Below are 26,701 nucleotides of genomic sequence, written 5' to 3'. Positions count from 1 at the left end.
GAACCTTCCTTTGTAAATCTGTTTGTATGGGAAAAAAAAGGAATTATGTGGCGGCGACTGTGATTCCCGCTAAATTGCGAAGTGCGTCGTATGCTTTTTCTTTTTGTTCCACTTTGGTTTTGTTCACTGCTTTGCGGATGATCACATCCCATTGTTTCTCAGGGTGTTCCATCTTCATGTTTTCCAGCAGTTCCAAAATGTTTTCGTCATCGGATGCATTGAAGATTTCATCAGTATCGTAGCGAAACATTCCAAAAAGGGCATCAATGTAATCACCCACACTCATGGATTCCTTTTCACCAGTTTGGATTTTCTTCTTTTCTGCCTTTCGCAGCTCTCGTTCTCTGCGTTCCAGTTCTGTACGTTTCATCGTTAGGGCCTCTAGCTTGGAAGCATTTGGTTCCAAGACCATCTTTTCAAAGGGCGGGAGGGGGAACACTCAAATTGTCCAAAAATTGTCTCGATTTTTGGTCAGAGGGCAAAAGATTGGGGTAGATGGTCTCCTTTCGGTGGATAGCCGGACTTTTAACCTTAGTGCTAACGACCCAATTCTTCTTTTTGGGGAGTGGGTTACTTGGGTATTGCCTGGAATCCAATTCCAAAATTTGTAAGTGTAACCACGGATCCAAAAAAGAAAAACACACAAATTCTGAAGACCAATTGTTTTCGGAAAACCAAAATACAAAAATCACCACATCGGATGGGAAAGACCACTCTTATCCAAAAGAATTGGCACTAAAACCAAGTTGCCACGATGCAAAGGATGGGGAAGCACACCTCTGTTCTTGCAAAAAGAAAAAAAAGGATGCGATGTCCCTCCGGACCCACCACCAAACCATGGACCAACCAAATGTAAGATTTGGTTTTACGCTACCTGTTTTGTATTCATATACAATTTATGAGTCTCCTTCCACTCTCGAGGATGGAAATTTACCTACCTTACTTAGACCACCGCGTTTTACCTAGGAATTCAATTTCCAACAACCAACTCTAGCGAATCTGGAGTTGGTATAGGTTTTTCGAAAAAAATAAAAGTTATATTAGAATATTAGGTATTTATGAAATTATTACATTTAATTAAAGTTTCCATTGTTTCGGTTTTCCTTTTGGGGTTTGTCTCTTGTGATACTAAATCTGACTCTGATGATAATCAAACTTTAGCACTTTTGGCTTTGGCAGCTCGCCAATCTGTGAATTTAAATTTTGAAACATTAGTTGGTGGGCAATCCGTAACTTTTAATGACACGAATCAAACTGTTGATGGAAAAACGGTGAAATTTAAGGACTTTCGTTATTACATTTCCGAAGTAAAATTGATACGAGCGGATGGTTCAACAGCAGATGTGATTTTGGATAACGAAAATAACTGGCAAAATAATGGTGTAGCACTTGTAGACTTTGAAACATTTAAAACAAGTGATACTCGAAGCAAAGTAACAGGATCTGTTTTGTTGGGAAATTATAGCGGAATTCAATTTACGGTAGGTGTCCCGGACGCTCTAAATCATTTGGACCGAACTACTGCAAGCGCGCCATTGAATATCGGTTCAATGACTTGGTCTTGGACACTTGGTTACAAACATGCAAACATTGAGTTTAGTATCAATAATGACGCTGGATACACACAACTGCATTTGGGTTCAACCACTTGCAATGCTGCACCAAATTATGGATGTACGAAAAAATTTAGAGCTTCCATTCAATTGTCAGGTCAAATCAATCCTTCTGATCAAAAAATTGCATTTGATGTCGATAAACTTTTGGTTGGTTACAGTTCTGTTGGTGCCGTTTCATGTATGCCAGGAACTGGCGCTCCTTGTGATACATTAGTCCAAGCATTTGGATTGAATATCAGTTCAGGTTCTGTTGATAGTTCCATCTCACAAAGAGTCTTTAGCTTAAAGTAAATGTGATCACGAGAGTTGGTATTGTTGAGATGCCAACTTTAAATGTTTAGGAATTTTATGATGAATTCAAAATTTTATATTATAGTTTTTGCAATAAGCAGTTTCTCAAATTGTATTCTTTTTCCAATTCAAAAAGAAGAATCAAATGACAATTTGCTTTTTGCAGCGCTTGGATTATTAGCATCAAGGTCTGATTGGGTTTGGGACTTACCTCCTGGATTTCCAGTTCCTTTTGTTCCATCGGAGAATCCAATGAGCATAGCGAAAGTAGAACTTGGAAGGCATTTATTCAATGAAAAAGCTCTTTCTGGAAATGAGACTATGTCATGCGGAAGTTGCCATATCCAATCTCTTGCATTTTCCGATGGAAAGGATTTTCCCTCTGGAATTACAAGTGAAGTCCATCCTCGAAACTCACAACATTTATCGAATGTAGCATATTTGCCAAGGCTCACTTGGAATAATCCTAGAATGACAAGTTTGGAAGTCCAAGCGAGAGTTCCTATGTTTGGAGAAAATCCCATAGAACTAGGATTATCTTCTAATTCTTTTATCGATAAAATAAAATCAAAAACCATCTACCAAACACTTTTCACAAATGCTTACGGTAATGCTGATTCAGCGGTGAACGAACAAAACATTCGATTTGCATTAGCAAGCTTCCAAAGATCTATGATTTCTGGTAATTCTAGATTTGACCAGTATACCTTTCGAAATAATAAATCAGCCCTCACGGCTTCGGAAATTCGAGGACTGAATCTATTCAATGGAGAAGTGGCCGAGTGTTTCCATTGCCACGGTGGATTTAATTTTACTGACACATCATTACACAGTGGTACCCAAGAAGAATTCTTTTACCACAGCAATGGGATCCATGATGATACGTATTATGCTGGTGTCCCGAGTAACAAGCGAGGGTTATATGATTTAACTGGAATCGCTTCTGATACCGGAAAATTTAGAGCTCCCTCACTACGAAATATTGGGGTTACCTATCCTTACATGCATGATGGAAGTTTTATGTGTGATGATGCGAATAATCCTGAAAAACCTGCAGGATCAGGAAAAACAAAAACCGATTGTGCAAGGGATGCGTTAACAAAGGTAGTTGATCACTATCGATCGGGGGGGCAAAACCATAGCGGAAAAGATTCCACTTTGATCCGTGCGTTTACAATTACAAATTCACAACGTGACGACATGGTAAACTTCCTCCTATCCCTGACCGATGAGGAATTCCTCACGAACCCTAAATTTGCGAGCCCATTTTGAAGTCAGCTAACATCTCTTATATTGCCTTTCTAACAGCTTGTTTGGGAATGTTTTCACAGTGTACCTTTGGATCGGTTGGGAATAGTGAAGAGGAAAAACTGGTGATCCTCCAGAATTTGATTTTTTTTAATAATAACCAAACGATTTCCGTCGGAACCAATCTGCGGAGTTATGATGACCAAGCAGATGACTTCTTAAACCAATTTAGTTTGATAAGTAATGGGAATACGTTTAACATAACGGTTCAGACAAGCTCTTACATCCATTGGGAAACAGGAACCTATCGGATCAACCCTCCCAACCAAACTTTGGGTGTGTCAACGACTGGATCGGAAAGGAGTCATGGAGTCGCAAAGACCCACACTCCCTATACAGTTCCATTGGATTTGCCTGCAGATGATTTGTATGGAAAGTTCTATCCTTTTCTAGCGACGTCTGTTGTTTCCAACATCACACAATTCAATATTACGATGGAGACGGGCGCTAGTTTTTTGTATCCCAATACGCGGTCGGCTAATTTGCCGTTAGGTGTTGTTGCCATTGCCAATGTGAGTTGGGAAGAGATTTACATTCAAATGACGGTGAATCGAGCACCTGATACAAAAACAGTTACAATTTTAATCCCACAAGGAAATAAACAAATCACTCCCAAATGTAAAATTCCGATCAAAAATGGAAGGAGTGGAAACATTGAGATTTTGGTTTCATTGTCGGCTCTCTTCCAAGATAGGACAGTATCTGGAACGCCGATTCGATTTTTAAACGATTTGTTCCTTTTAGGAGATACAACGGTTGTTATCTCGAAAGTTTCTAACGTGAATTTATACAATATCCTCCAACAGAACTTGCAAGCAGAAGATATTACCTTCAGTTTCCCTGGTTGTTTTCCAGGAGTCGAACGATGAAACACTTATTTTGCGAAAAAGTTTTGGAAAGGATCTTTTTGTTCATTCTTTTTCTGTTTGTTACCATTCCTAACAATTCATTGTATTCGCATCACACTGGTTCGTCGGACAGCCCCAATGCAACGGCAAGATTTGTGGATCCATTTACAGGCAAACGGGAAAAACCGGCCAATTATTTGGTCATGACCCAAGACTATTACCAATCCACAAGAGAAAACAGCCATCTTTTCACTACCACTGCCTTTGCGGAGTTGAATTTTTTTGAAGGTAGGTTTGCACTCAATGCATCTGTACCATGGAATTATTACCAACAGCGAGGTAGAGAGGATGCGGCCCGAATTGGAAAAACCTATCTTGGTTTTAAATACCAACCGTTTTTTGATTTGGACAAACCTTACTTTTTTGTGATTGAAGGAGCAGTTGGTTTCCCAAGTGGTCCTGATACGGACCGGTTCACAGGAGGGAATTATTATACGGGTTCTGGTTTTATCAAACTGGGATACTTATATGAGAAGTGGTCGTTTGTGACAAAGATTGGTGGACTGAATCCACTTTCTCGGCCGCAACCAAATAATTTACAAGATAACGACGGGATACCCTATTATCTCCGTAAACCCTCTGCCACAGCACCAGAACCAGAGTATGAATTCAAAAAAACAACTCTCATCTCTGCGTATGTGACGTATTATTTCATGCCTGAGATTTCCCTTTTCACTGGTATTTTGTATCGAAATCCTTATAATGGTGTGGATTATTCCAAAGAAAAAGACAAAGCGAATCCATCGTATTTTACGGAAGCGAGTGCAGGGTTTTCATGGAATTTTTCTGAGAAATACAATCTGAGTGTCGCCTACCGTTATCCGTTACAGCGCGATCGTGAGTATAGATTGTACCAGTCGGCATGGACCTTTGCCTTCTCAATGGAGTGGGGAAGCGATTGACATTTCCCGCCTTTTTTAAAACGTTCTAAGAAACTGTATAAATCTTAATCGTAAAAGGTAATCTATGAGCAACGTAGAAATCGTACCAGTAGGGGAACTTCCTCCTATTGGCGTCGTGCCCAAAAAAATGCACGCACAGGTCATTCGCCCGGAACGTTACGGCGAACCGAAAACTTCTTTCCAATCAGAAGTCATTGATGTTCCGGAGATCGGTCCGAACGAAGTTCTCGTGGCCACTATGGCTGCTGGAGTCAACTATAACAACGTTTGGGCAGCCTTAGGTTACCCTGTTGATGTTATTGCTGCACGGAATAAAAAAGGCGAACCTGAAAAGTTTCACATCGGTGGCTCTGATGCTTCTGGTATTGTGTACAAAGTTGGTTCCGAAGTTAAGAATGTAAAAGTGGGTGATGAAGTCGTTGTCCATTGTGCAATGTGGGATCCAAAAGATCCATGGGTTCTTTCAGGAAAAGATCCAATGTATGCACCTTCTCAAATCATTTGGGGATATGAATCCAACTGGGGATCCTTTGCACAATTTTGCAAAGTGCAGGACCACCAATGTTTGCCTCGCCCTCAACACCTAACATGGGAAGCATCCGCAGCCTACATGTTAGTTGCGGCAACCGCTTACAGAATGTTACACCACTGGAAACCAAATGATGTAAAACCTGGTGATGTTGTCCTCATTTGGGGTGGAGCTGGTGGACTTGGTGCTATGGCAATCCAAATTGTGAAAGCAGCCGGTGGAATTCCAATCGCAGTTGTATCATCTGATGATAAAATCGAATTCTGCAAAAACTTAGGTGCTGCTGGTGTGATCAACCGTAACAAGTTCAAACACTGGGGTGCACTCACTTCTGACATCAACAAACCAGAAGCATTCGTTGAGTGGACAAAACAAGCACGTGAGTTCGGAAAAGCAATTTGGGACATCGCAGGCAAAGGCAAAAACCCACAAATCGTTTTTGAGCACCCGGGTGAAACAACACTTCCAACTTCTGTTTTTGTATGTGAAACTGGTGGTATGGTTGTGATCTGTGCAGGAACAACTGGTTTCAATGCAACAGGTGATTTACGTTACCTTTGGATGAGACAAAAACGTTTGCAAGGTTCACACTTCGCTAACGACGACAATTGCCGTGATCTCAACCAATTGGTGATTGATAAAAAAGTGGATCCAGTTTTGGCAGAAACATATCGTTTCGAACAAACTGGTGAGTGCCACCAATTGATGCGCGAAAACAAACACCCATCAGGAAACATGTCAATCCTCGTTGGTGCAAAAACAACAGGATTGGGAAAGAAGTAATTTTTTCGTTTAGCCTGTATTTAGAGTACATGTCCCCGCCCATATCGAACTGGGTGGGGTTAACCACCCGCCACCCAATGGCTCCATCTACCACACAACCCTCGTTTTGTGAATCCAAATCCTAAATCTCTAAAAAATTCGATCACAAAAGTTCATATTTTCGCATAGGAAGGCAAATCATGTTTCCCAGAATCAATTTGATCACCCTCGGAGTTTCCGATTTACAAAAAGCAGTTCATTTTTATGAAACTGGGTTAGGTTGGAAAAAATCGTTAGAGAGTAACGACAAAGTCGCCTTCTTCCAAATTGGAGCTTTGGTATTCGCATTATTTGGAGAAAATGATTTGGCAGATGATATCGGAATTCCTTTTCAAAAAAGACAAGAGTATTCAGGGATCACATTGGCTCAGAATGTAGGAAGTGAATCGGAAGTAGATCAGATTATCAATGGAGTGCGCGCGTTAGGTGCCGAGGTATTAAAAGAGCCACAAAAAGTGTTTTGGGGTGGGTATAGCGCTTACTTCAAAGACTTGGATGGTCACATATTTGAAATTGCATACAATCCATTTTTCCCCCTAAACGAGAAAGGTGAAATCGAATTAAGTAAGTAGCGTTTGTTAGTTGGTTTTGGTGGATGTGAATCGTTTTGGCAGAATTTGGTAAGTTTAACTATATAATTGCCGAATTTTATTAGTTCCATACATAGTTTCTAATTTTTTCGATTTTGAATTTATATTTGATAACGAACATCTGATAAGGATCTTTTTGAGCAATGAGACAAGCTGAGATAAAACAATTTGGACTTGAAAATTTAAATGTAATAAATGTACCAGAACCAAACGAAATAGGACCAACAGAAGTTCTTGTCCGTTTGCGTGCGGCCTCGTTGAATTATCGAGATTCACTTGTTGTAGAAGGTAAATACAATCCTAAGTTTCCTTTACCACTCGTTCCATGTAGTGACGGTGCGGGGGAAGTGATCCAAATTGGTTCGCAAGTGACAGAATGGCAAGTGGGCGATAAGGTACTCCTCACCTTTGCACCGAAATGGATCGCAAAAGAAGCAACTCATTCGGAAATTCGTCACACCATTGGCGGCCCACTTCCAGGAACCCTTCGCGAATTGGCAATCGTTCCTGAGACAGGGCTAGTCAAAATGCCAAAACATTTAAGTTATGAAGAAGCCGCAACCTTACCTTGTGCTGCTCTCACTGCCTGGTCGGGATTATTCCAGTATAGCCAATTGAAACCGGGTGAATTCGTCGTCGTACAGGGAACAGGTGGCGTGTCCATTTTTGCCTTACAATTTGCCAAACTGATGGGTGCAAAAGTAATCCTTACTTCTTCGAGTGATGAAAAGTTAGAAAGAGGAAAAGAGTTAGGCGCTAATTATCTAATCAATTATAAAGAAATCAAAGATTGGGGAAAAGAAGTTCGGCGTATCACAAATAAGGTGGGTGCGGATCATATCATTGAAGTGGGTGGAGCAGGGACTTTGGAACAATCCATTGCCGCCTGTCGTCCGTTTGGTGTAATCCATTTGATTGGAATATTGGCAGGTCGATCAGGAGAACTCAATTTATTACCTGCAGTCATGAACAATTTAAAAATCCAAGGCCTTGTTGTGGGTGGAAGAAAAGCATTTATCGAAATGAACCAAGCCATTGAACAAGCTGGATTAAAACCAATTGTTGATAAAGTTTTTCCATTAGAAAACACAGTGGAAGCCATCCAATACTTACGTTCCGGCTCTCATTTTGGGAAAATAGTCATTACGATTTGATTTTGGTAGTGGGATCCAAAATGGATTCTCTTTCAATGTCCAATGCATTGACTGACAAATGGATTTCAATCAGTGCCAAAATGAGAGAGACCACCATAAACAATAACGAGATCGAAAAAAATATCCAAGCTACCAAATTATAAAAGGGAATCATTCCTAAAGAACAAGTGCAGAGGATTAAACTTAGGATCCCAGCACTTTGTGAGTATAAAATAAGGGAGATCCGAAATCGTAAATTATGAATCTGTTTTGCGAGAACTTCAGATTTGGAAGTTTCATATTCCGCAAGGAGTTGCCTCGAAAGACTTGCCAAACCAAAAAATCGATTGGTAAAACCCAACATCAAAAGTGAGATTGCTGGGAATAATAAACCGGGAATGTTATATGTTAAATGGTCCAATATGACAATGCATTCCCGATTCCTGCAAATGGGAATGCGCTGGGCCGAGGGGCCGACCCAATGATGACTGTAGGTCTTATTCTTCGGCGAATAAATTATTTAATGAATCGATAAGAGTGTCAACTTCCACTCCATACCCCATACATACTTGTTCAATGGTTTCCACTTCATTGATCGAGCAGTGGGAACAGCCACCTAAGTGGTAACTTGAGAATACAAGCCCCGCTTCCGGATGGATGGCAATTGCTTCGCCTACGGTCATTTCTTTAAAAAAGCGTGGTTTTGTTGATTCAGTCATCTTCTTTGAGCCCCCTAAGAGGAAATTACTATACAAATATTGGACGATGCTCTATTCGTCAATGGAATGTTTACCCAAGAAAACGGGAAATTTTATGTCCGCATCGAAGGCAGGTTTGAGTCCGCTCATTTCCTCTACCAGTACTTTGCCGATGGCACAGACGAGCCCATCCACGGCCATTCGTGGAAAGTGGAAGTGTTTTTAGAAGGAAAAACGAACATTCGCCCAGATGGAATCTCCTATGACTTTTTGACAGCTAGGAACAAACTTTTGGAACTTGTGCATTCCATTGACCACATCCTCATCAACGACCACCCCGATTTCAAAGGCACGAACCCCACTTCTGAAAATATTGCCAGATGGTTCTATTTTGGATTGAAAGACGAAGTGAAGGCTTCCGAAGGAAAGATCAAGCGGATCGTCATCCATGAAGGTCCAGAAAACCTTGCATTTTTTGAACCAGAGGACTTTTAAAGACACAATCCAATCCAGTCCAAGTCAGGGACCGAATGGGATGCATTTGCCATCTCCATCATTCGTTCGGAACGATCAATTTCATTGCCAGTGACACTCTACATGTTCGTGATTCAAAACTGAACACATTTCATCGTAAATCGATATAGAACATCTGTTAGAAAATATGGCAACAAGGCTAAGAGTTGGTTTAGTCCCATATCACAGCAGTTATTCTCTTTGACTAGGGTAGTTTCGTAGTAAGAATCACCATTTGTCATCCAATTGTAAAAAAATTCTCCGTGTTAGGCTTTAGAATCCGTTTCAATTTTGATTGTAACTGCCACCTAACGAAAGGTTCTGCTGTAATTTTGCATTGATTTTATTTTATTGCATTGATAATTATTTTTTTCAAAAAAAATGAATTACAGAATAGATTGCCATTTCGATCCCTATTCTTAAATTTTGGTGAAAGTCGTTATGCCAATAGCAGAAATCAAACATAGTTTAGGTCATATCCTACTTGTAGAGGATGAAGCTATATTGGCAGTCTCCCAAGCAGAGTTTCTAAAACTCAAAGGATACTCTGTACAACATGTTTCTAATTCTTATGATGCAATTGATTTTGTCACATCAGGAGAAAGAGCCGATTTAATTTTAATGGATATCAATTTATCTGATGAATTAGATGGGATCCAACTCGCAAAAAAGATATTAGAAATCAAAGAAATACCAATTTTGTTTGTGAGTGGTTATTCCGATCAAAAAATTTTGAATCGAGTGGCCGATTTAAAACACTACGGTTTCGTTCCTAAAATTTCAAGTCCTGATATTGTTGAGTGTATGATTAAATCTGCACTCAAACTCCACCAAGTGGAACAGAGTTTAGCGTTTCGTGAAAAAGAACTCAGAATCACTTTTGAAGCAATGGGTGATGCTGTCATTGTATTAACACCCGAAGGTCAAATCCGAGATATCAATCAGAATGCGTTGAATTTGTTAGGTTATCAAAAATTAGAAGTCATTGGCAAAGAAATTTCTTCCTTTTTGTATCTCATACAAGCTGAGTCGCGAATGCGAATCACTTATTCATTCCTTAATCATTCAGAAGGGTTAATGGAAACAAAACGTCGAAACGATCTAATGATCATTTCAAGAAACGGCCGCGAGATCAATGTAACTGAGACCGTCTCACCAATATTAGATGCAAACAAGAATTTAAGTGGGATCGTCATTGTATTTCGAGAAAATCCCGAAACCCCTGTTTTGGTTCCTCCAAAAGACAGTGAAAGTTTGTATGCAAAGGTTTTCCAACTTAGCCCGATTGCAATGGCCATTTCTACGATCAAAGATGGAACGTATTTGGATATCAATCCAGCCATGGAAACCATTTTCCAATTTGAAAAAGAAAAGGTAATCGGACGAAATACAGAAGAGTTTAAAGCTTGGAGTGATCCAGAACAAATCCAAAGACTCAATGCCATTTACGAACAAAATGGAAGGTTGTCTGGCGAAAGGATGTCTGTCAGGCATGCTGATGGAAAACAGTATGAGGTATTGGTGTTTAGCCAAGCGATGGATATCTCTGGCGAACGATTTGTCCTCTGGATCAATTTAGATGTAACAAAAATTTTGGACATCGAAGGACGACTTGCCAAATCATTAGAAGAAAAAGATGTACTTTTAAAAGAGTTACAACACCGGGTTAAAAATACATTAGCTATCATATCAGGACTTCTCAATCTAGAATCCTTTAAGGTTGAAAACGAACTGGCAAAACAATCCTTTTTAAATGCACAGTCGCGGATCATGTCAATGTCCAAGGTGTATGAAAACCTATACCAATCAGAAGATTTGGAATCGGTTGATTTACGAAAGTACATTGAAGACTTGGTTTTCAGTTTACATGATATCTTTGTGTTAAATCCAACCAAAATTAAATTTGATGTAAAACTAGAAGACATTCGATTGGATCTCAAACGAACTTTGCCATTGGGTTTGATTGTCAATGAATTGCTCACCAATGCACTTAAGTATGCGTATCCAAATGATGCAAGTGGTGACATTCGTATCCAACTCATTAAGTCAAATGATCACATCCAATTGACAGTTGGAGATGATGGGGTGGGTTTACCAGAATCGGTGAACATTGAAAAAGGCAATCATTTTGGATATGAGCTGATCCGAAGTTTAACCTCTCAATTGAAAGGGGTGTTTTCATCGGTTTCGAAAAAAGGGGAAGGTTTGAACATCATCATCTCCTTCCCGATCCATGGGAAAGACTAAACAAAAGCCACTAACGATGTTTATGTTTTCTCCCTCGAATGGTTCCGATAAAAACCAATCGAACCTGTTTCATGGTTTTCACTTTTAACTTTCGCATTTCCAAATGGGCATCTTCTTCTAAATCTAAATAATCCGAAGCCATTTGGAAGCAGATGCTGACGATGAGTTCAGAAGCAAACAAAGTATCCACCTTTGAGATGGATTTTGGCATTCGCATATCCTTAGCAAGTTCCACGGCAATCATATGCATGGCTTCTCGGATCCCTTCGCGGATCTTCCGGTTGCCTCCCGTTCGTTCTCTGGCAATGAATCGGAATAGGGAACGGTTATTTGTGACGTAGTCGAAAAAAAAGCCAATCGTGAGCTGTAAGGCCGACCGGTAAGCACCTTTGACCCTGGCATCTCCCACAATCATTTGGATCCGATTGCTGCATTCTTCTACCAAATTGAGTCCTAATTCCTCCATCGACTTAAAGTGCCGGTAAAATGCCGCAGGGACTATCCCTGCCTTTCCTGTCACTTCTCGTAAGCTGAGATCACCCAATCCTTTTTCCTCACCCATCAGTTTCAGAGCGCTTTCAAGCAGGTTTGCGTGGGTTTTTTGTTTCTGGCTGTCTCGTTTGCCTGGTTTCATGGGATGAATTGAGTAAACGATTGTTCACTTTTTTTTGGAAAGCAAGGAAAAAATCCCAAGTTTTGGGTTGACATAGTGAACAGCGTAAGTTAACACTATTAGATAAATCCGTGAACACTTGTTCACTTAAATGCGAAAAGAGGCGAAAATGAAAACATTTCCTTTTATCTACAACGAACCAAAGGAATTCCTAAAATTCCTCCAACCCAAAGATTGGGCCAATTTTTTCCTCGGAGAAATCAACCCACGATTTTCTGTCACTGCTACCAAAGCAAAAGTGATGGATGTGATCGAAGAAACAAATGATACCAAATCAATTGTTTTGAAACCGAATTGGTTGTGGAAAGGGTTCCAATCTGGCCAACATCTACCAGTTACTGTGGAAATCGCAGGCCGAAGGATTACGAGATTTTATTCATTATCTTCCCATCCATCTGACAAATACTTACAAATCACCGTGAAACGCCAGAAAGGTGGTCTTGTTTCTAACTTCATCAATCAAAATATCAAAAAAGGTGATATTTTAGAACTTGGGGATGCGAGTGGTGACTTTGTTTTTCCAAAGGATGTTCCAAAACAGCTTTTATTCCTTGCGGGAGGAAGTGGGATCACACCCATTCACTCACTTCTCAAAGATTTAGAAAAATCGAAGTATGATGGCAAAGTGACTTTACTTTACTTTGTTCGTTCTTACGAAGATATCATTCTGAAATCTTCACTTGAGAAAATAAAATCCAATGTGAAATGGTTAGAAATTGTTTATGTATTTTCTGATGTTCCACAAGAAGGATACGAATCAGGATTTTTAACCAAAGAAATTTTGGAAAAATACAACAAGGATCTAAAATCTACATCTGTTTATGTTTGTGGTCCATCACCGATGCAAACCAAAGCATTAAGTTTGTTAGATGGTGTGGACGTTAAATCAGAACTCTTTTTGTTACCAAATCAAAATGTGAATCAAGTAAAAAAAGAGGGAACTGTAGATGTCTTCTTAACACTTAGTCACAAAACGATCCAAGTAAAAGGGGAAAAATCACTTTTAGAGGAACTCGAAGAACAAGGAATTTACCCACAAAGTGGATGCCGTATGGGAATTTGCCATACTTGTGTTTGTAAAAAACAAACTGGATCAGTCACTGATTTATCAAATGGAGAAGTATCTGAGTTAGGTGAGGAGAATATCCAAATCTGTGTAGCAAGGGCAGAGTCAAATTTGGAGTTAGAACTTTAGATTGGTGGCAAGGCAAACCAGTTGATTGAAAAAAAAGGAATTATCATAGGATAAGAAAATGAGAACAATTAGCAAAAAATTAAACAAAGAAGAAATCGAATCATTTGGCAAAGAAGTGGATGCACTTCGTGAAGAAGTTATGGCCAAAGTTGGAAAAGAAGACGCAGACCATATTCGATTTATCTACAAAATGTATCGGTACACAGAGGTATTAGGTCGAGGATTGATTCATTTCAGTTTTGAACCAATTACTTTTGCAGCAGGAACTTTATTATTATCGATTTCTAAAATCATCAACAATATGGAACTTGGGCATAATGTTTTGCATGGCCAATATGATTGGATGAATGATCCAAGATTTAATTCTAGAACCTTTGAGTGGGACATTGTATGTAATGCTCACCAATGGAAATTTTATCACAATTACATGCACCATACTTATACAAATGTTTTAAACAAAGACCATGATTATGGTTACAATTTCACACGTTTGACCGAAGCTCAAAAATGGAAACCAGTACACTTAACACAACCGTTTACGAATTTGTTTTTAGCGATCAACTTTCAGTGGGGGATTGGCGCACATGGTTACCGAGTAGAATACTTGGAAACACCAAAGAAACTCAGAAAGAAAAAAACTTTAAAAGATTATAAAGCTCTTTTCTTTAAAAAAATTGAGATGCAGATGTTAAAAGATTATATTTTGTTCCCAGCACTTGCTGGTCTCAATTTCCCTAAAGTCATTTTGGGAAACATGTTGGCAAATTTGATTCGTAATCTTTGGACTTATGCGGTGATCTTTTGTGGTCATTTCACAGAGAATGCAGAATCATTTACAACGGATGAAATCGTTGGGGAAACAAAAGCTCAGTGGTACTTGAGACAACTCAAAGGTTCCTCTAACCTTGATGGAAACAATTTGTTTTACACAATGACAGGTCATTTAAGCCATCAAATTGAACACCATATGTTCCCAGACATGCCTGCAAAACGTTACCGTGAAGTGGCACCTCGTTTAAAAGAAATTTGTGCAAAGTATGGCCAACATTACAACACGGGAAGTTTTGTGAAACAATTTGGATCAGTTTGGAAACGTATCATCGCGTATTCCTTCCCAGATCATATTGCTAGTAAATTTATGGGAAAAAGAAAAAAGTTTTTAGAACCTACCGTTGTATTAACGCAACCGAGTTTCCAAGTAAGTTTATCACCGGAAGAAAAAACAGTATCAATCACATAACCTGAACTAACTGAAATCTCCTCTACTCGCAATAGAAGAGATTTATCCCTTTCCTTTCCTTCGAGGGTCTCATACCAGAGACCCTTTTTTTTTATGCTGACTTTAGTTTGATATGATTTGCCGTTAGAATTCCCAAACTATCAACGTGAAATTCTTTACACCACTTTGTCCTAAGTTCTTTCCTTGATTTGGATTTGTTTTTGCTCCTTTCCAGTAAAAGTCCTACCACTAACCTTGCAGCAGATTCCACAACTTCAAAACTAAATGATTCTTTTGTATTTTGGTCTGGAATTGATTTGTATGTTTCCACAATCGATTCGAATACAGATCGAATTTCTGTTAAACATTGATTTGATTCTGAACCTTTTGCCAAATGATCTAAATAAGCGCGAAAAGTACCAGTTTGGGTCATACCAGAAGTAATTCCTCCAATGGCGGCATTGACCTGAATTTGTGTGGTCCCATCATAGATATTCGTGATCCTTGCATCTCGATACAACCTAGACAAATCATAATCCTCTGTATAACCTGCACCACCTAATACCTGTAAACCATCATACACTAAATCATTACACATTTCTGAATTGTAATATTTTGAAATCGGGGTTAGGGTATTTGCTACTTTTTCCCAAAACTTTGCTGTTTTGTTTTCTTCTGCCGTAACTTCTCTTCCATCTTCATACCAATAGTATTTATCAACGGAGTATGCTGCTTCTACCATTAGGCAACGCATACCAGCCAATTCCCTTTCCATACGATCTAATAATTTTTTGACAGCAGGGATTTCATAAATAGGTTTTCCGAATTGGAACCTTTCTTTTGCATACTTTAAGGCCTCTTCGTATGCTGCGGTCACAATACCTGTTCCTTGGGAGGAAACACTTAACCTTGCACCGTTTAACATTCCCATGACATACTTAACAAGTCCAAAACCTTCTTTGCCAACCAGATAACCTTTGCTATTTTCAAAAACTGTTTCACATGTTGCAGAAGCTTTGATGCCAAGTTTTTTTTCAATCCCTTGGATCACATAGTTTTTGTTCTCAACGATAAAAAAAGATAATCCTCTGGCTCCACTTTCCAAAGATCCAGTCCTTGCTAATGTAAGAGTGATTCCTGGGCCTCCATTCACCCCACATGCAACAGTTTGAAACCGTTTGGTACCTGTTAAATACCAGCCATCATCTTTTTGAATGGCTTTTGTTGTGATATTCGGTAAGTCGGATCCAAAATCTGGTTCTGACAGTCCCATGGTGACCGTATAATTTCCTGATATCAATTTTGGTATCCATTCGTTTTTCATCTCTTCAGAAGCACAAACTTCTAAAATAGCCGCAAGTCCCATGCTGCCTACAGCGATGGTAATGGAACTATCTGATCGATACATAAGTTCTGCAATCATCGCTTTGATGATACTTGGCACACCAAGTCCACCATACTTTCTTTTAAACGCAGCAGGTCCAAGCCCGGCATCATGGTACATTTGGATGACATCAACCATTTCTTGTGGATGGACAACATCTCCATTTTCAAATTTTAATCCTTTGGTATCCACTACAGAAGCAACTTGCGAAACATACATCCCACTGATTTCACCACAGGATTTTAATATTTCTTCATAATAAGAAATAGCCTCATCTGGGTTAGTTGGCGCCATTTCTAATTTGGGATTTTGTGTAGATTCGTATAATTTTGAGTCTGAAAAATTGTTTTCGTATATAGGAACGATCTCATTCCAATCGATTAATTCATAAAAATGTTCTCTTAAGTCTTCGTTTGTAAGAAAGTAATTGTTTTGGATCATGTTCGTTCCCTAGGATAAAAAGATAATATTCAACATTCTCTTGCGATCAAAAAAAAATTCAGTTTATAAATTATTAAATTTTTGGGAAAAGTGAAACGATCGGTATACTTTTGGTTTTAGAATGAAGACTGTTCGGTCTATTTGTAAAAAAGTCCACTGTTTTAAAAACCATCAACTTGTTGTTACAAACGGTAAAACCAATTGGATTTTCATTCCTTGCAAAGGAAAAAAATCCATTCGGTATTAGAACATTCCATTGGAGAACGAAACGACATGGGCCAAGGGAATGGAAAGATTCATTTCAATTCAAATGCCAAAGCATAGAAAAAATATCGTGAACGAGAGTTTTTTTGTATTTTCTAACTGTTTTTTTAATTCTAAGTTTTGATTGGGATCTTTGAAAACTTCAGGAGAGTTTCAAAACTTCCAAAAGGAGAGATATGAAACATTTGTTCGTAGTCGTCACATCGTTTCTTTTGTTGCAGTGTAGTTCGTTGCCAACGGCAGAACAACCTGTCAAACCAACGGTAACTGGGAATGCCTTAGAGTACAAACTGGATGGCAAAACATACGAAGGTTTTTTGGCAATGGATTCTAGTATTACTGGAAAACGTCCAGGTGTGCTTGTGATCCACGAATGGTGGGGTGTGAATGATTATCCCAAACAACGGGCAAAACAATTGGCTGATTTAGGTTATGTGGCATTCGTGATGGATGTTTATGGAAAAGGCATTTTAGCCAAAGACCATGTCGAAGCTGGAAAATTGTCTAGTGCCAATGGGGATCCAAAAATCTTATTAAAAAAAATATACAAAGCTCTTGAAATTCTTAAATCCAATCCAAATGTCGATCCAAACAAAATCGGTGCTATCGGTTATTGTTTTGGTGGTGGAGGAGTCATTGAACTCGCATTAGATGGAGCTGATTTGAAGGGTGGAGTGGTTTCCTTCCATGGGATGTTAGGAAGTAAAAATTTGGTCACAGGTGTTAAAAAAATCAAAACGAATGTATTGGTTCACCATGGAGCAGATGATCCTTTTATTCCAAAAAATGTTGTTGAAACATTTGTGAAAACAATCGCAGATGCAAAGGCTCCTGTCACATTTGTTTCTCATCCAGGTGCCGTACATGGATTTACTAGACCAGGTGCCGACAAACATGGATTACCTGGTCTTGCATACAATGAAAAGGCAGATTATGCTTCTTTTGAAAGCATGAAGGACTTTTTCGCAAAAAACTTTAAATAGACAATTGGTAAAACAAAGAGGGTTAATGCACTCGCAGTGATTAACCCTCCGATCACAACTGTTGCGAGTGGTCGTTGGACTTCTGCACCTGGGGAAGTGCTAATCGCCATAGGAATAAAACCAATAGAAGCTAGTAGTGCAGTTGTCAGAACAGGTCTTAATCGTGAAACAGCGGCATCTCGTATCGCTTCCATAAGAACTTTTCCTTTACCTTCCATTGACTTGATAAAGCTGATCAATACAAGTCCATTTAAGACAGCAATTCCAAACAATGCAATGAATCCTACACCGGCGGAAATGCTAAATGGTAAATTCCTCAGGTATAATGCAAAAATTCCTCCCGTAATTGCAAAAGGAACATTTAAAAAAATTATAAAAGCTGGAAACATTTCCTGAAATGCAAAGTATAAAAGCAAAAATATGATCAGAAGTGTGATGGGTACAACAACTAACAGTGTATTTGTGGCGGATTCAAATTTTTGAAATTCACCACCGAGTTCATAGTTGTATCCATCTGGGTATTTGATTTTTTCATTTAATATCTTTTTGACATCGTTCACAGTGCTTACCATATCACTTCCACGAATATTAAATTGAACCAGTGCATAACGATTTTGATTTTGATGGTAAATTTGAACAGGGCCATCTTCAGTTTTGATTTCCGCCAATTCATGTAGTGGTGCAAATTGATTCACTCCTACATGAACGGGAACATTTGGGATTTTTTCAGAGTTGGATTGAATGTCCGTTTTTACGACAATCTCAAATCGTTTCATCCCTTCATAAACAATACCTGCAGGCACACCGGAAGAAAGAGATTCAATGATCCGATTGATTTTTTCAATGGTCAAATCATACCTTGCTAACTTTTCCCGATTAGGTTTGATTCGCAAATATTCCAAACCATACAACTGCTCAATTCTCAGATCCGCCACTCCTTCAATGGTTTTAATTTTAGAGGAAATTTCTTCTGCTATGGCTTTCAGTTGGACCAAATCATCACCAAAAATTTTAATCCCAACGTCAGCACGAATTCCTGCCATAATTTCGTTATTTCTCATTTCAATGGGTTGTGATAAACCAAAGGCCACTTGTGGAGCCACTCGTTGGATGATTTTTTCCAATTTTTCTTCGATCTCTGATTTTGACTGTTCCCATTCAGACCTTGGTTTCATCATTAAATACATATCTGTTTTTTCGACTCCCATAGGTTCAATAGCAAGTTCTGGTGAACCGGTTCTTGATACTACTTCAGTGATTTCTGGAATGGATTGTAAAATTGCCTTTTCAATTTTATTGGATGAGGCCAACGATTCAGTTAGTGTGGTTGAAGGGTAACGACTGATTTCAATTAATAAATTTCCTTCATCTAATTTTGGTAAAAACTCACCACCTAATTGAAAGAAGAGTATGATTGAAATTATAAAAGTAATCATCGTACCTTTTATAATATTAGAACCATGATCCATACAAAACTTTAGTTTTGGAATGTACCAATCTTCTATCTTTTGGAATAAAACTGTTTTATGATCTTCTTTTACATCTGCATGTAAGAAAAAGGACGCTAATACCGGTATAATGGTTAATGTCAAAAGAAACGAGCCAATCAAAGCAAATAATACAGTGGTTGCCATTGGAATAAACATTTTACCTTCTGTCCCACTCAAAGTAAGGATTGGAATGTAAACGATGGCAATGATGATTTCTCCAAATATTGTTGCCTTTCTGACTTCAATTGTCGCATTTAAGATAGTATCAATTTTTTCATCTGGATTTAGTTTGCGTTTGAGTTCTTTTACTTTTAAACCAATCCTTCGATGAGAATTTTCGATGAGGATTACGGCTCCATCGACAATTAATCCAAAGTCAATCGCTCCCATGGACATCAAGTTGGCTGGCAAATCGCGTAAAAACATAAGTGAAATCGCAAAAAGCATTGCTAAAGGAATGACAGAGGCTATGACCAAACCCGACCTGAAGTCACCGATCATAAGAAATAAGATGATGATGACAAGGAAGGCACCTTCTGATAAATTCCAAACAATGGTTTTTAACGTATTTGAAACCATAATGGACCTGTCGTAGTAAGGTTTGATTTTGATTCCTGCTGGTAATGTTTTTTCGATCATTGAAATTTTTTCTTTCACAGACTTTGTAACCGTGAGTGAATTCTCACCGAGTAACATCAATGTAACGGCACCAACTACTTCTGAGTTTCCTGAGGAAGTTGCGGCACCTTTTCTGAGTTTTGGCCCTTCTACAATCTTTGCTACAGTACTCAAATAAATAGGATATCCATCTTTTGATTTTCCAACCTGGATTTTTTCAAAGTCCGGTAGAGTTTTTAACAGTCCATCACTTCCAATGATCAATTGTTCATTTGATCTCTCAATATAACCACTGCCAGTCGATAAATTATTCGATTGAACAGATGATACAATTTGGTCCAAAGAAATCCCAAGTGATGCTGCTTTATATGAATCTACGATCACTTGGTATTGTTTGGTTTTCCCTCCAAAACTGTTAACTTCTACAATCCCAGGAACTGTTTTTAAAATCGGATTTATGACCCAATTCAAATAGGTAGTGAGTTCCATTTGGTTATGGAAGTCACTTTCCAATGTAAACTGAAACACTTCACCTAATCCCGTTGTGATGGGCCCAATGACTGGTTTTCCATAGATGGATGGTATGTTTTCCGATGCTTCATTCAATTTTTCGCTAACAAGTTGTCTACATTGTAATAAATCAGTTCCATCGGAAAAAACGGCAGTCACAAGAGAAAACCCATACCTTGAAACGGACCGAATTTCCACTAAATTGGGTATCCCAGTGAGTGCTCGTTCTACTGGAAGTGTGATGTATTGCTCAATTTCCAATGTCGAAAGTGATGGGGAAGTTGTGATGACTTGGACTTGGACATTCGTGATATCAGGTACTGCATCAACCTTCAAATTTTTTAAAGAATAAAATCCACCTAATGCAAGTAATGTAGTAAGTAATACAATGAGAAGTCTGTTATGAAGAGAAAAATAAACAATTTTAGTTAAAAATTCCATATCATTCTCCTCCAAACGTATCTTTGAATAAAATTGCCTTTAATTCAAAAGCACCTTTTGTGACAACTCGATCACCTTCCTTAACCCCTTGTAATATTTCTGTTTTTTGATTGGATGTAATGCCCGTTACCACTTCTACCCAATGGAATTCGTTTTTTTTACCTTCGAGAAAGATAAACTTTCGGTTTTGGTAGGATTGGATGCTATGTTCTGGCAATTGGAAACTCTTTCGTTCATTGACCTTTAAAATTGCTTTGCCAAATAATCCAATCTTTGCTTTTCGATTTTGATTTTTGAAAACAACTCGCGCATGAACTGTACGTGATTCTGGGTCTACTTTTTCTCCGATATGTTCCAATTTTCCTGGGAAGCTGAGTTCAGGGTATGCGTTCAGTAAGACATTTGCAGTGAGTCCCTCTGATAAATACTGTAAATCATTTTCATAAATTTTTGCTTGGAACCATAAATCATTTAGATTTGCAATGGTTGTCAAAATTTGATTTCCATTGATGATGGACCCTGGAATTGCATTCCGAGAGAGCGCCAAACCTGATTTAGGTGCATAAACAATGTATTGTCCTGACGATATATTGTTTATCGGTAATCCGTTTGCACGTAAGGATTCTTCCGCAGAATTTTTTTCTGATTCAATGACACGTAAATTTGCTTCAGCATCAATTTGTTCTTGTTTTGCTGCCAAATTTATTTTTACGAGAGAACTAATTCGTGTTAAATTTTGTTCAGCGGCATGGAATTTTGAATTTGCAACAAGATAATTGGATCGAAGTTTTGCGAGTTCTGGAGAGTCAATGGTGGCTAATTTTTGTCCTTTTGTGATGGTATCTCCTTCCACAAAATGAACCGACGTCACTCTGCCTGAAATTCTTGCAGGTACATCCATGATTTGGTCAGGGACAGCTTCTGTTTCACCTAAGAGTTCTATTTGCGTATGGATGGGACTAAGTTCCATAACTTGTGTTTCAATTTTGATTTCATTCCTTTGTTCGGTACTAATTTCAAGTAAGTCCTTGGCGGTTTGGTTTTCTGATCCAGTTGTATTTGGTTTTTGTGAGTACCAAAAATAGAATGCAAATAGGATAAGGATGATGGATGCGAATAAAAGTTTTGTGTTACGATTCATTTTTGGATTTCCATTGAATGGGTTGGCAAACCGAGTACGCGAATGAGTTCGATTTGTGAAATTTCATATTCTGATTTTGTATTGAGATAGTTTAATTTTGTTTGAAGCAGAATTCTTTGGTGGTTAATGGCATCGATGATTTTGATTTTTCCAAATTGAATGGCTTCTTGAAGGTTTTTTAAATCAAACTCTGCTCTTTGCATTTTTTTTTCATCATACAATTGAATTTCTTCCGAGAGAGTAAGATAATTTGTGAGGGCAAACAAAACCTCTTGTTTGACATTTCTTGAAACTGATTCTTTAAGTTCCTTCGATGATTCAATTTTGGATGCAGAGACCATCGATTCTCCTTCATAATCCCGCCAAATTACAAGTGGCAGGGTTAACATTCCACCTACCACACGTTCGTTGAATCCATCATTTTGTGCAAAAGCACCTAAACTAACATTAGGAATCTTTTGTTTCCGAACTTCATTATGCCTTAACAAAGCTAGTTCGATTTCTTTTTCTGTTAAAAAAATTTCTGGTCTAGATTGGAATGCGATTTTTACCAAATCTGATTTTTCTTTCGGTAGGTCTGTGGGGATTTTCCAATGGATTGCAGTATCCTCGTTAAATTCGATTGTCTCTCCCAGTAAAACTTCTAATTCAGATTTTGCATTTTCGAATGACCTGTGTGTTTGGTTCCATAACTTAAAAATTCGAATTTCCTCTGATTCAGAAAGGGATTCATCGATCCCAGGGGATAATCCTTCATTGATACGTGCTTTGGAAATTTTTTTTAATTCTTTTACTAACTGTAAACTATTGTTACTATTTTCTTTTTCTAAATACAGATAACGGTACCTAGTTAGTTTTTTGAGCGCTTCAAATTCTAAAATTCGTTTGATGGATTCTAAACGAAAAACTTGAGACCTAAACTCTTCATCAGCAATTTGAATGGCAATTTCTCGTTTTCCATTGGTAAAAATCTCTTGGTTTACCATTACTTGGAAATTGTTGGCCGAACTAACACTGGAACCCAAAAATTGATTCGATGATTCTACACTTCTATTTGCCAAATAACCAGAGAATGTGGGATTTGAAGGAAAATAGTAGGATGCTATTTTTTTCCTTCCAGAAATTTCTTTGAGTTTGATTTCCTCTAATCGATAATCTGGATGGCGTTTAACAATACATAAACTCAATTCAAAGATCGAGTTTGAATTTTGGCATTTTAAATTTGTATCATTCGAGTTTGTTTTTGTCGAAAATACAAAAATGAAACATACCAAAAACACAAACCATTTTAGTTTGTAAAAATACTTCGGTAAATACATGGAACCCTCCCATGAGTGAATCGCAAAAATAAAACTGTGCGGATAAACTAAGAGAGAATGGCTTTGGGTGGTCTAAAGTGAAATTTGATGCCTAATTGCTTTGGAATTTGAATTTCGTTTGCTTCATAATAAAATTTATGAAGTTGGATGAGCACGTGAGATAGGTATAAATCCCAAGTGATGGAAACAATCAGATTACAAGGGCATGAGATACAAACATGTTCAGAATGTTCGCCTTCCTCTCCTAAATCATGGTCTGTATCCAAACCGAACGTATGGTCTAAAAAAGAATACGGGCATCCACTTTCAGGAGCACCAATTGCACCACAATTGATTTCATTGTCCACCAAACGTTGGTAGATAAAATGGGATGCGAATACAAGGACAAAGGAATACAACAAGAATTGTTTTACAAATTGATTTTGTTTCCCTTTTGCATTCATATCCTAATGGAAACTATGTGGTTGCCTTTGCCATTTGCAATCAATAATCAGGATACCTCGTTTATAATCTATGGATCCTCCTTTAACGAACAGTCCGTTTGCTTTTGCACATCTGACTTGATGTCACTTCGGATTGAATGGTTGAGACTCAGTATCTTTGGATTTGTTTTGTGTTTCGTTAGTTTGTAGGAGGATGGTAACTTTCTTGCCTTGGAATTTGAAGGAATGAAGATCAGTTCTCATGGCGAAACAAAATCCCCTTTGGACTCCATCAAAACAACCTACAAATCTCAGCCGATTCCAAACCCATTTGGAAACAAAAATTGGGAAAACGTTTTCTGATTACACTTCTTTCCATTCTGTTTCTGTTTCCGAGTTTGAAACGTTTTGGATGGAATGGTTAACGTATTCTGGTTTCCTATTACACCAAAATCCTACAAAAACCTTGGAAAGCAATCCTCAGTTTTCGAAAACGAAATGGTTTCCCGGTGCCCTTTATAACTTCGCAGAAAATCTATTAGAGAAGGGAAATCCAGAGCAGGAAGCCATTGTCTTTTATGGAGAAGATGGTAAGATTGAGAGGTATACATACCGAGAACTGAAAAGAGAGGTGATCAAATTACGAAACCACCTGCTTTCGTTAGGCGTGACGAAAGGAGACAGAGTGGTAGGTTTGGTCCCCAATGCTCCTATTTCCACCATAGGAATGTTAGCAACCACATCACTTGGAGCCATTTGGGCAAGTGCCTCACCAGATTTTGGTGTTAAGGGGATCTTAGATCGGTTTGAACAAGTGTATCCAAAAGTTTTGATTTCAGTGGATGCTTATTATTTTAAAGGGAAAAAAATCTCGATCATCGATAAATTAGAAGAAGTGACATTGGCTCTGGCCTCAAGTGAAAACTCTCAATTCAAAGAAACGATTTTGTATGATTTTACCCAAACGATAACAGAGTTTGGAACGATCAAATTTCCATTTCGTTACCAATCTTTGCCTGTTGTAAGAGAAGGTGAGGAAATATCCTACACATCCATTTCTTTTTCAGATCCTGTTTACATCATGTTTTCATCTGGGACAACGGGATTGCCTAAATGCATTGTACAAGGGGGTGGGGTATTACTCAATCACACAAAAGAGTTATCGTTACATTGCAATCTTTCAAAAGGGGAAAAACTCTTTTATTATACAACCTGTGGTTGGATGATGTGGAACTGGTCACAATCCGTTTTGGCTTTAGGAGCCACCTTATACCAATTTGATGGGAATCCATTTTATCCGAGCCATGAGACTCTTTGGGAAATGGTGGAAAGGGAATCCATACAAGTATTTGGAACAAGTGCCAAATACTTATCTGTCTTAGAAGAAGAAAAAATTTCGATCAAAGAAAAATACCCACTTCCCGATCTAAAAGTCATCCTTTCTACGGGATCTCCATTGCCAGTTTCTGGATTTGAATATGTTTATCAAAACATCAAAGAAGATGTACAACTATCTTCCATTTCGGGTGGTACCGACCTAAATGGATGTTTTGCTTTAGGAAATCCAGGCTTACCGGTGTTTGCTGGTCAAATCCAATGTAAGGGACTTGGAATGGATGTCCAAGTATTTGACGACATGGGTAAATCAGTGGTTGGTGAAAAAGGAGAATTGGTTTGTCCCACTCCATTTCCTTCGATGCCGTTATTTTTTTGGAATGATGAAACTGGTTCTAAATACAAATCTGCCTATTTTGAAACCTATGATAATATTTGGTGCCATGGTGATTTTGCTTCCATAACAAATGAAAATGGTGTGATCATTTATGGAAGGTCAGATGCCACATTGAATCCTGGTGGTGTTCGGATTGGAACGGCCGACATTTATTCTGTTGTAGCCAAAATTCCTGAAATCAAAGACTCCGTCATCATCGGGCAAGAGTATAAAGATGATGTACGAGTCGTTCTTTTTGTGGTATTAGCCGACGGGATCAGTTTGGATGAAGTGTTAATCAAAAAAATCAAAGAACAAATCAAAAAAGAAACATCTCCACGGCATGTGCCATCGATTGTACTTTCAGTGCCGGAAATTCCATATACAGTGAACGGAAAAAAAGTAGAAATCGCCGTAAAACAAACCGTAGCTGGTTTAGAGGTAAAAAATAAAAATGCCCTCGCCAATCCAAATGCACTTGATTTTTTTAAAAATAGAAAAGAATTAATGGAATGAAATATTCTAAGTTTGCACTCATTACGTTTTTCTATATTTCTTTTTCTTTGACTCATTTGGTAGCTGAAGAGGAAACTTGGAAAACATGTTTGCAAACCCATTGTCTTTCTTTTCGGTTACCTTCCTTGTGGTATCTAACGAATAGACGGTCCAATGGTCAGACCACAAAATTTGACCACTTCCGCACTCAGGTTTTAAAAGATGGACTTGGGCGTGAGATCATCCCGGCCTTGGTGGTGCTTTTCAAAGAATCGGACACCAAACAAATCGTAAATCCGATTCTCTTTCATGCAGAATCAAAAAAATACATTTTAGTCACAAACATTAAAGAGTATTACAATCTTCAAAAATTAAACTCGGAACCCGAACAGGAAGTATTTCAATTTTTGGGAATGGTTGGCAGTTTTAAGGATAAAGAAGACACGGTCATCCAACATTATATCACAACAACGAATGAAACATTTGGAATCACAATCATTGTAACTTGTTTGGAATCAGTTTATCCTCAAATCGAAAGGGACATCAGGCTGTTTTTAAGTTCATTAAAGTATGAAAAAAGAATTTTGCCATGGAAGTTTAGTTCTATTGGTGAGCAAATGAAAAAGGCAAAAGAGTTAGAAATGAGTGCCCAATCTCGATTGAAAACAAAACAAGTTGATCAGATCTCCATAGCTTTAGAGGAATTGGATGATGCCTGTGAATTGGGGGTTTTGAGTTCCTGTGAGATGTATTCCAATTTAATGAATCTCGGGCGTTAGTCTCGCATCTGATTGATGTTTGATTGAGATCTTTGAAATGACCAATGTTTATCTATGAA

The 26,701-nt window shown here is 38.3% G+C and carries 24 protein-coding genes; 15 read left to right on the top strand and 9 right to left on the bottom strand.

Annotated features, from left to right (window positions below):
• Positions 1 to 43: 43 nt before the first annotated feature.
• Complete coding sequence (locus tag EHQ62_RS17880) at positions 44 to 370, bottom strand: LB_289 family protein (protein WP_135645359.1); 327 nt, start codon at positions 368 to 370, stop codon at positions 44 to 46.
• 125 nt (positions 371 to 495) lie between these two features.
• On the opposite strand from EHQ62_RS17880, the gene EHQ62_RS17870 reads away from it, so the two are divergent.
• The 8 genes from EHQ62_RS17870 (at position 496) to EHQ62_RS17835 (ending at position 8,120) form a co-directional block, all read left to right on the top strand.
• Positions 496 to 966 (top strand): LIC_11090 family protein, encoded by a 471-nt coding sequence (locus EHQ62_RS17870; protein WP_135645355.1) that lies wholly within the window; start codon positions 496 to 498, stop codon positions 964 to 966.
• Between the two features lie 92 nt (positions 967 to 1,058).
• On the top strand, positions 1,059 to 1,907 hold the full coding sequence (locus tag EHQ62_RS17865; protein ID WP_135645353.1) for an MbnP family copper-binding protein: 849 nt from the start codon (positions 1,059 to 1,061) through the stop codon (positions 1,905 to 1,907).
• Between the two features lie 60 nt (positions 1,908 to 1,967).
• Complete coding sequence (locus EHQ62_RS17860; RefSeq protein ID WP_135645405.1) at positions 1,968 to 3,179, top strand: MbnH family di-heme enzyme; 1,212 nt, start codon at positions 1,968 to 1,970, stop codon at positions 3,177 to 3,179.
• A 47-nt stretch (positions 3,180 to 3,226) separates the two neighbouring features.
• Positions 3,227 to 4,084, top strand: a complete 858-nt coding sequence (locus tag EHQ62_RS17855; protein ID WP_135645403.1) for a hypothetical protein — start codon at positions 3,227 to 3,229, stop codon at positions 4,082 to 4,084.
• Positions 4,081 to 5,025 carry an LIC11086 family outer membrane transporter gene (locus tag EHQ62_RS17850; protein WP_135645351.1) on the top strand — a complete coding sequence of 315 codons (945 nt, stop codon included), beginning with the start codon at positions 4,081 to 4,083 and terminating at the stop codon, positions 5,023 to 5,025. The genes EHQ62_RS17855 and EHQ62_RS17850 overlap by 4 nt, the downstream gene beginning before the upstream one ends.
• Before the next feature lie 64 nt (positions 5,026 to 5,089).
• Entirely contained in the window at positions 5,090 to 6,337 is a 1,248-nt protein-coding gene (gene ccrA / locus EHQ62_RS17845) for a crotonyl-CoA carboxylase/reductase (protein WP_039928129.1), read from the top strand.
• 179 nt (positions 6,338 to 6,516) lie between these two features.
• Positions 6,517 to 6,948, top strand: a complete 432-nt coding sequence (locus EHQ62_RS17840; protein WP_135645349.1) for a VOC family protein — start codon at positions 6,517 to 6,519, stop codon at positions 6,946 to 6,948.
• A gap of 161 nt (positions 6,949 to 7,109) precedes the next feature.
• Positions 7,110 to 8,120: a zinc-dependent alcohol dehydrogenase family protein gene (locus EHQ62_RS17835; protein WP_135645347.1), complete on the top strand. Its 1,011-nt coding sequence runs from the start codon at positions 7,110 to 7,112 to the stop codon at positions 8,118 to 8,120.
• On the opposite strand, the gene EHQ62_RS17830 is transcribed toward EHQ62_RS17835, so the two are convergent.
• Entirely contained in the window at positions 8,110 to 8,520 is a 411-nt protein-coding gene (locus EHQ62_RS17830) for a DUF2721 domain-containing protein (protein ID WP_135645345.1), read from the bottom strand. The two genes, EHQ62_RS17835 and EHQ62_RS17830, sit on opposite strands and share 11 nt — an antisense overlap.
• A gap of 76 nt (positions 8,521 to 8,596) precedes the next feature.
• Positions 8,597 to 8,818 (bottom strand): DUF1858 domain-containing protein, encoded by a 222-nt coding sequence (locus EHQ62_RS17825; protein WP_012390037.1) that lies wholly within the window; start codon positions 8,816 to 8,818, stop codon positions 8,597 to 8,599.
• A 66-nt stretch (positions 8,819 to 8,884) separates the two neighbouring features.
• Between EHQ62_RS17825 and EHQ62_RS17820 the strand changes: the two genes are divergently transcribed.
• Positions 8,885 to 9,292 carry a 6-carboxytetrahydropterin synthase gene (locus EHQ62_RS17820; protein WP_135645401.1) on the top strand — a complete coding sequence of 136 codons (408 nt, stop codon included), beginning with the start codon at positions 8,885 to 8,887 and terminating at the stop codon, positions 9,290 to 9,292.
• 459 nt (positions 9,293 to 9,751) lie between these two features.
• On the top strand, positions 9,752 to 11,557 hold the full coding sequence (locus EHQ62_RS17815; RefSeq protein WP_135645343.1) for a PAS domain S-box protein: 1,806 nt from the start codon (positions 9,752 to 9,754) through the stop codon (positions 11,555 to 11,557).
• A 10-nt stretch (positions 11,558 to 11,567) separates the two neighbouring features.
• Here the strand turns inward: EHQ62_RS17815 and EHQ62_RS17810 are convergent, their stop codons facing one another.
• The gene (locus EHQ62_RS17810; RefSeq protein WP_135645341.1) at positions 11,568 to 12,191 is read right to left on the bottom strand and encodes a TetR family transcriptional regulator; all 624 of its coding nucleotides are present in this window, start codon (positions 12,189 to 12,191) and stop codon (positions 11,568 to 11,570) included.
• A 148-nt stretch (positions 12,192 to 12,339) separates the two neighbouring features.
• Between EHQ62_RS17810 and EHQ62_RS17805 the strand changes: the two genes are divergently transcribed.
• Entirely contained in the window at positions 12,340 to 13,425 is a 1,086-nt protein-coding gene (locus tag EHQ62_RS17805; protein ID WP_135645339.1) for a flavin reductase family protein, read from the top strand.
• Between the two features lie 58 nt (positions 13,426 to 13,483).
• Positions 13,484 to 14,665, top strand: coding sequence for a fatty acid desaturase family protein (locus tag EHQ62_RS17800; RefSeq protein ID WP_135645337.1), 1,182 nt, complete (start codon positions 13,484 to 13,486; stop codon positions 14,663 to 14,665).
• A 91-nt stretch (positions 14,666 to 14,756) separates the two neighbouring features.
• On the opposite strand, the gene EHQ62_RS17795 is transcribed toward EHQ62_RS17800, so the two are convergent.
• A complete protein-coding gene (locus EHQ62_RS17795; RefSeq protein WP_135645335.1) occupies positions 14,757 to 16,469 on the bottom strand; it encodes an acyl-CoA dehydrogenase family protein in 1,713 nt (570 codons plus the stop codon).
• A 440-nt stretch (positions 16,470 to 16,909) separates the two neighbouring features.
• Here EHQ62_RS17795 and EHQ62_RS17790 point away from each other — a divergent pair, with 440 nt between their 5' ends.
• Positions 16,910 to 17,716: a dienelactone hydrolase family protein gene (locus EHQ62_RS17790; RefSeq protein ID WP_135645333.1), complete on the top strand. Its 807-nt coding sequence runs from the start codon at positions 16,910 to 16,912 to the stop codon at positions 17,714 to 17,716.
• On the opposite strand, the gene EHQ62_RS17785 is transcribed toward EHQ62_RS17790, so the two are convergent.
• The 4 genes from EHQ62_RS17785 to EHQ62_RS17770 are packed head-to-tail and all read right to left on the bottom strand — an operon-like array spanning position 17,665 to position 23,678.
• The gene (locus EHQ62_RS17785; RefSeq protein ID WP_135645331.1) at positions 17,665 to 20,775 is read right to left on the bottom strand and encodes an efflux RND transporter permease subunit; all 3,111 of its coding nucleotides are present in this window, start codon (positions 20,773 to 20,775) and stop codon (positions 17,665 to 17,667) included. The genes EHQ62_RS17790 and EHQ62_RS17785 overlap by 52 nt on opposite strands.
• A 1-nt stretch (position 20,776) precedes the next feature.
• Positions 20,777 to 21,916, bottom strand: coding sequence for an efflux RND transporter periplasmic adaptor subunit (locus EHQ62_RS17780; RefSeq protein ID WP_135645329.1), 1,140 nt, complete (start codon positions 21,914 to 21,916; stop codon positions 20,777 to 20,779).
• Positions 21,913 to 23,235 (bottom strand): TolC family protein, encoded by a 1,323-nt coding sequence (locus tag EHQ62_RS17775; RefSeq protein WP_135645327.1) that lies wholly within the window; start codon positions 23,233 to 23,235, stop codon positions 21,913 to 21,915. Before EHQ62_RS17775 ends, EHQ62_RS17780 begins: the two co-directional genes overlap by 4 nt.
• A 47-nt stretch (positions 23,236 to 23,282) precedes the next feature.
• Entirely contained in the window at positions 23,283 to 23,678 is a 396-nt protein-coding gene (locus tag EHQ62_RS17770) for a hypothetical protein (protein ID WP_135645325.1), read from the bottom strand.
• A 241-nt stretch (positions 23,679 to 23,919) separates the two neighbouring features.
• On the opposite strand from EHQ62_RS17770, the gene EHQ62_RS17765 reads away from it, so the two are divergent.
• Together EHQ62_RS17765 and EHQ62_RS17760 are read left to right on the top strand one after the other, a co-directional pair.
• A complete protein-coding gene (locus EHQ62_RS17765; protein ID WP_135645323.1) occupies positions 23,920 to 25,884 on the top strand; it encodes an acetoacetate--CoA ligase in 1,965 nt (654 codons plus the stop codon).
• Positions 25,881 to 26,642: a hypothetical protein gene (locus tag EHQ62_RS17760; RefSeq protein ID WP_135645321.1), complete on the top strand. Its 762-nt coding sequence runs from the start codon at positions 25,881 to 25,883 to the stop codon at positions 26,640 to 26,642. The genes EHQ62_RS17765 and EHQ62_RS17760 overlap by 4 nt, the downstream gene beginning before the upstream one ends.
• Positions 26,643 to 26,701: the final 59 nt, after the last annotated feature.

The sequence above is a fragment of the Leptospira jelokensis genome (genome assembly GCF_004769635.1).
Taxonomy (GTDB): Bacteria; Spirochaetota; Leptospiria; order Leptospirales; family Leptospiraceae; genus Leptospira_A; species Leptospira_A jelokensis.
The sequence above is the reverse complement of the archived record's forward strand: the minus strand, read 5'-3'. Positions and strand labels throughout refer to the sequence as shown.

Bases quoted from the DNA above. Each gene is read 5' to 3' on its own strand.
- EHQ62_RS17785 (WP_135645331.1), bottom strand. From the start codon at position 20,775: ATGGAATTTTTAACTAAAATTGTTTATTTTTCTCTTCATAACAGACTT.
- EHQ62_RS17790 (WP_135645333.1), top strand. From the start codon at position 16,910: ATGAAACATTTGTTCGTAGTCGTCACATCGTTTCTTTTGTTGCAGTGT.
- EHQ62_RS17835 (WP_135645347.1), top strand. From the start codon at position 7,110: ATGAGACAAGCTGAGATAAAACAATTTGGACTTGAAAATTTAAATGTA.
- EHQ62_RS17775 (WP_135645327.1), bottom strand. From the start codon at position 23,235: ATGTATTTACCGAAGTATTTTTACAAACTAAAATGGTTTGTGTTTTTG.
- EHQ62_RS17780 (WP_135645329.1), bottom strand. From the start codon at position 21,916: ATGAATCGTAACACAAAACTTTTATTCGCATCCATCATCCTTATCCTA.
- EHQ62_RS17865 (WP_135645353.1), top strand. From the start codon at position 1,059: ATGAAATTATTACATTTAATTAAAGTTTCCATTGTTTCGGTTTTCCTT.
- EHQ62_RS17770 (WP_135645325.1), bottom strand. From the start codon at position 23,678: ATGAATGCAAAAGGGAAACAAAATCAATTTGTAAAACAATTCTTGTTG.
- EHQ62_RS17880 (WP_135645359.1), bottom strand. From the start codon at position 370: ATGAAACGTACAGAACTGGAACGCAGAGAACGAGAGCTGCGAAAGGCA.
- EHQ62_RS17850 (WP_135645351.1), top strand. From the start codon at position 4,081: ATGAAACACTTATTTTGCGAAAAAGTTTTGGAAAGGATCTTTTTGTTC.
- EHQ62_RS17795 (WP_135645335.1), bottom strand. From the start codon at position 16,469: ATGATCCAAAACAATTACTTTCTTACAAACGAAGACTTAAGAGAACAT.
- EHQ62_RS17870 (WP_135645355.1), top strand. From the start codon at position 496: ATGGTCTCCTTTCGGTGGATAGCCGGACTTTTAACCTTAGTGCTAACG.
- EHQ62_RS17825 (WP_012390037.1), bottom strand. From the start codon at position 8,818: ATGACTGAATCAACAAAACCACGCTTTTTTAAAGAAATGACCGTAGGC.
- EHQ62_RS17840 (WP_135645349.1), top strand. From the start codon at position 6,517: ATGTTTCCCAGAATCAATTTGATCACCCTCGGAGTTTCCGATTTACAA.
- EHQ62_RS17765 (WP_135645323.1), top strand. From the start codon at position 23,920: ATGGCGAAACAAAATCCCCTTTGGACTCCATCAAAACAACCTACAAAT.
- EHQ62_RS17760 (WP_135645321.1), top strand. From the start codon at position 25,881: ATGAAATATTCTAAGTTTGCACTCATTACGTTTTTCTATATTTCTTTT.
- EHQ62_RS17800 (WP_135645337.1), top strand. From the start codon at position 13,484: ATGAGAACAATTAGCAAAAAATTAAACAAAGAAGAAATCGAATCATTT.
- EHQ62_RS17810 (WP_135645341.1), bottom strand. From the start codon at position 12,191: ATGAAACCAGGCAAACGAGACAGCCAGAAACAAAAAACCCACGCAAAC.
- EHQ62_RS17805 (WP_135645339.1), top strand. From the start codon at position 12,340: ATGAAAACATTTCCTTTTATCTACAACGAACCAAAGGAATTCCTAAAA.
- EHQ62_RS17855 (WP_135645403.1), top strand. From the start codon at position 3,227: ATGTTTTCACAGTGTACCTTTGGATCGGTTGGGAATAGTGAAGAGGAA.
- ccrA (WP_039928129.1), top strand. From the start codon at position 5,090: ATGAGCAACGTAGAAATCGTACCAGTAGGGGAACTTCCTCCTATTGGC.
- EHQ62_RS17860 (WP_135645405.1), top strand. From the start codon at position 1,968: ATGAATTCAAAATTTTATATTATAGTTTTTGCAATAAGCAGTTTCTCA.
- EHQ62_RS17815 (WP_135645343.1), top strand. From the start codon at position 9,752: ATGCCAATAGCAGAAATCAAACATAGTTTAGGTCATATCCTACTTGTA.
- EHQ62_RS17820 (WP_135645401.1), top strand. From the start codon at position 8,885: ATGTTTACCCAAGAAAACGGGAAATTTTATGTCCGCATCGAAGGCAGG.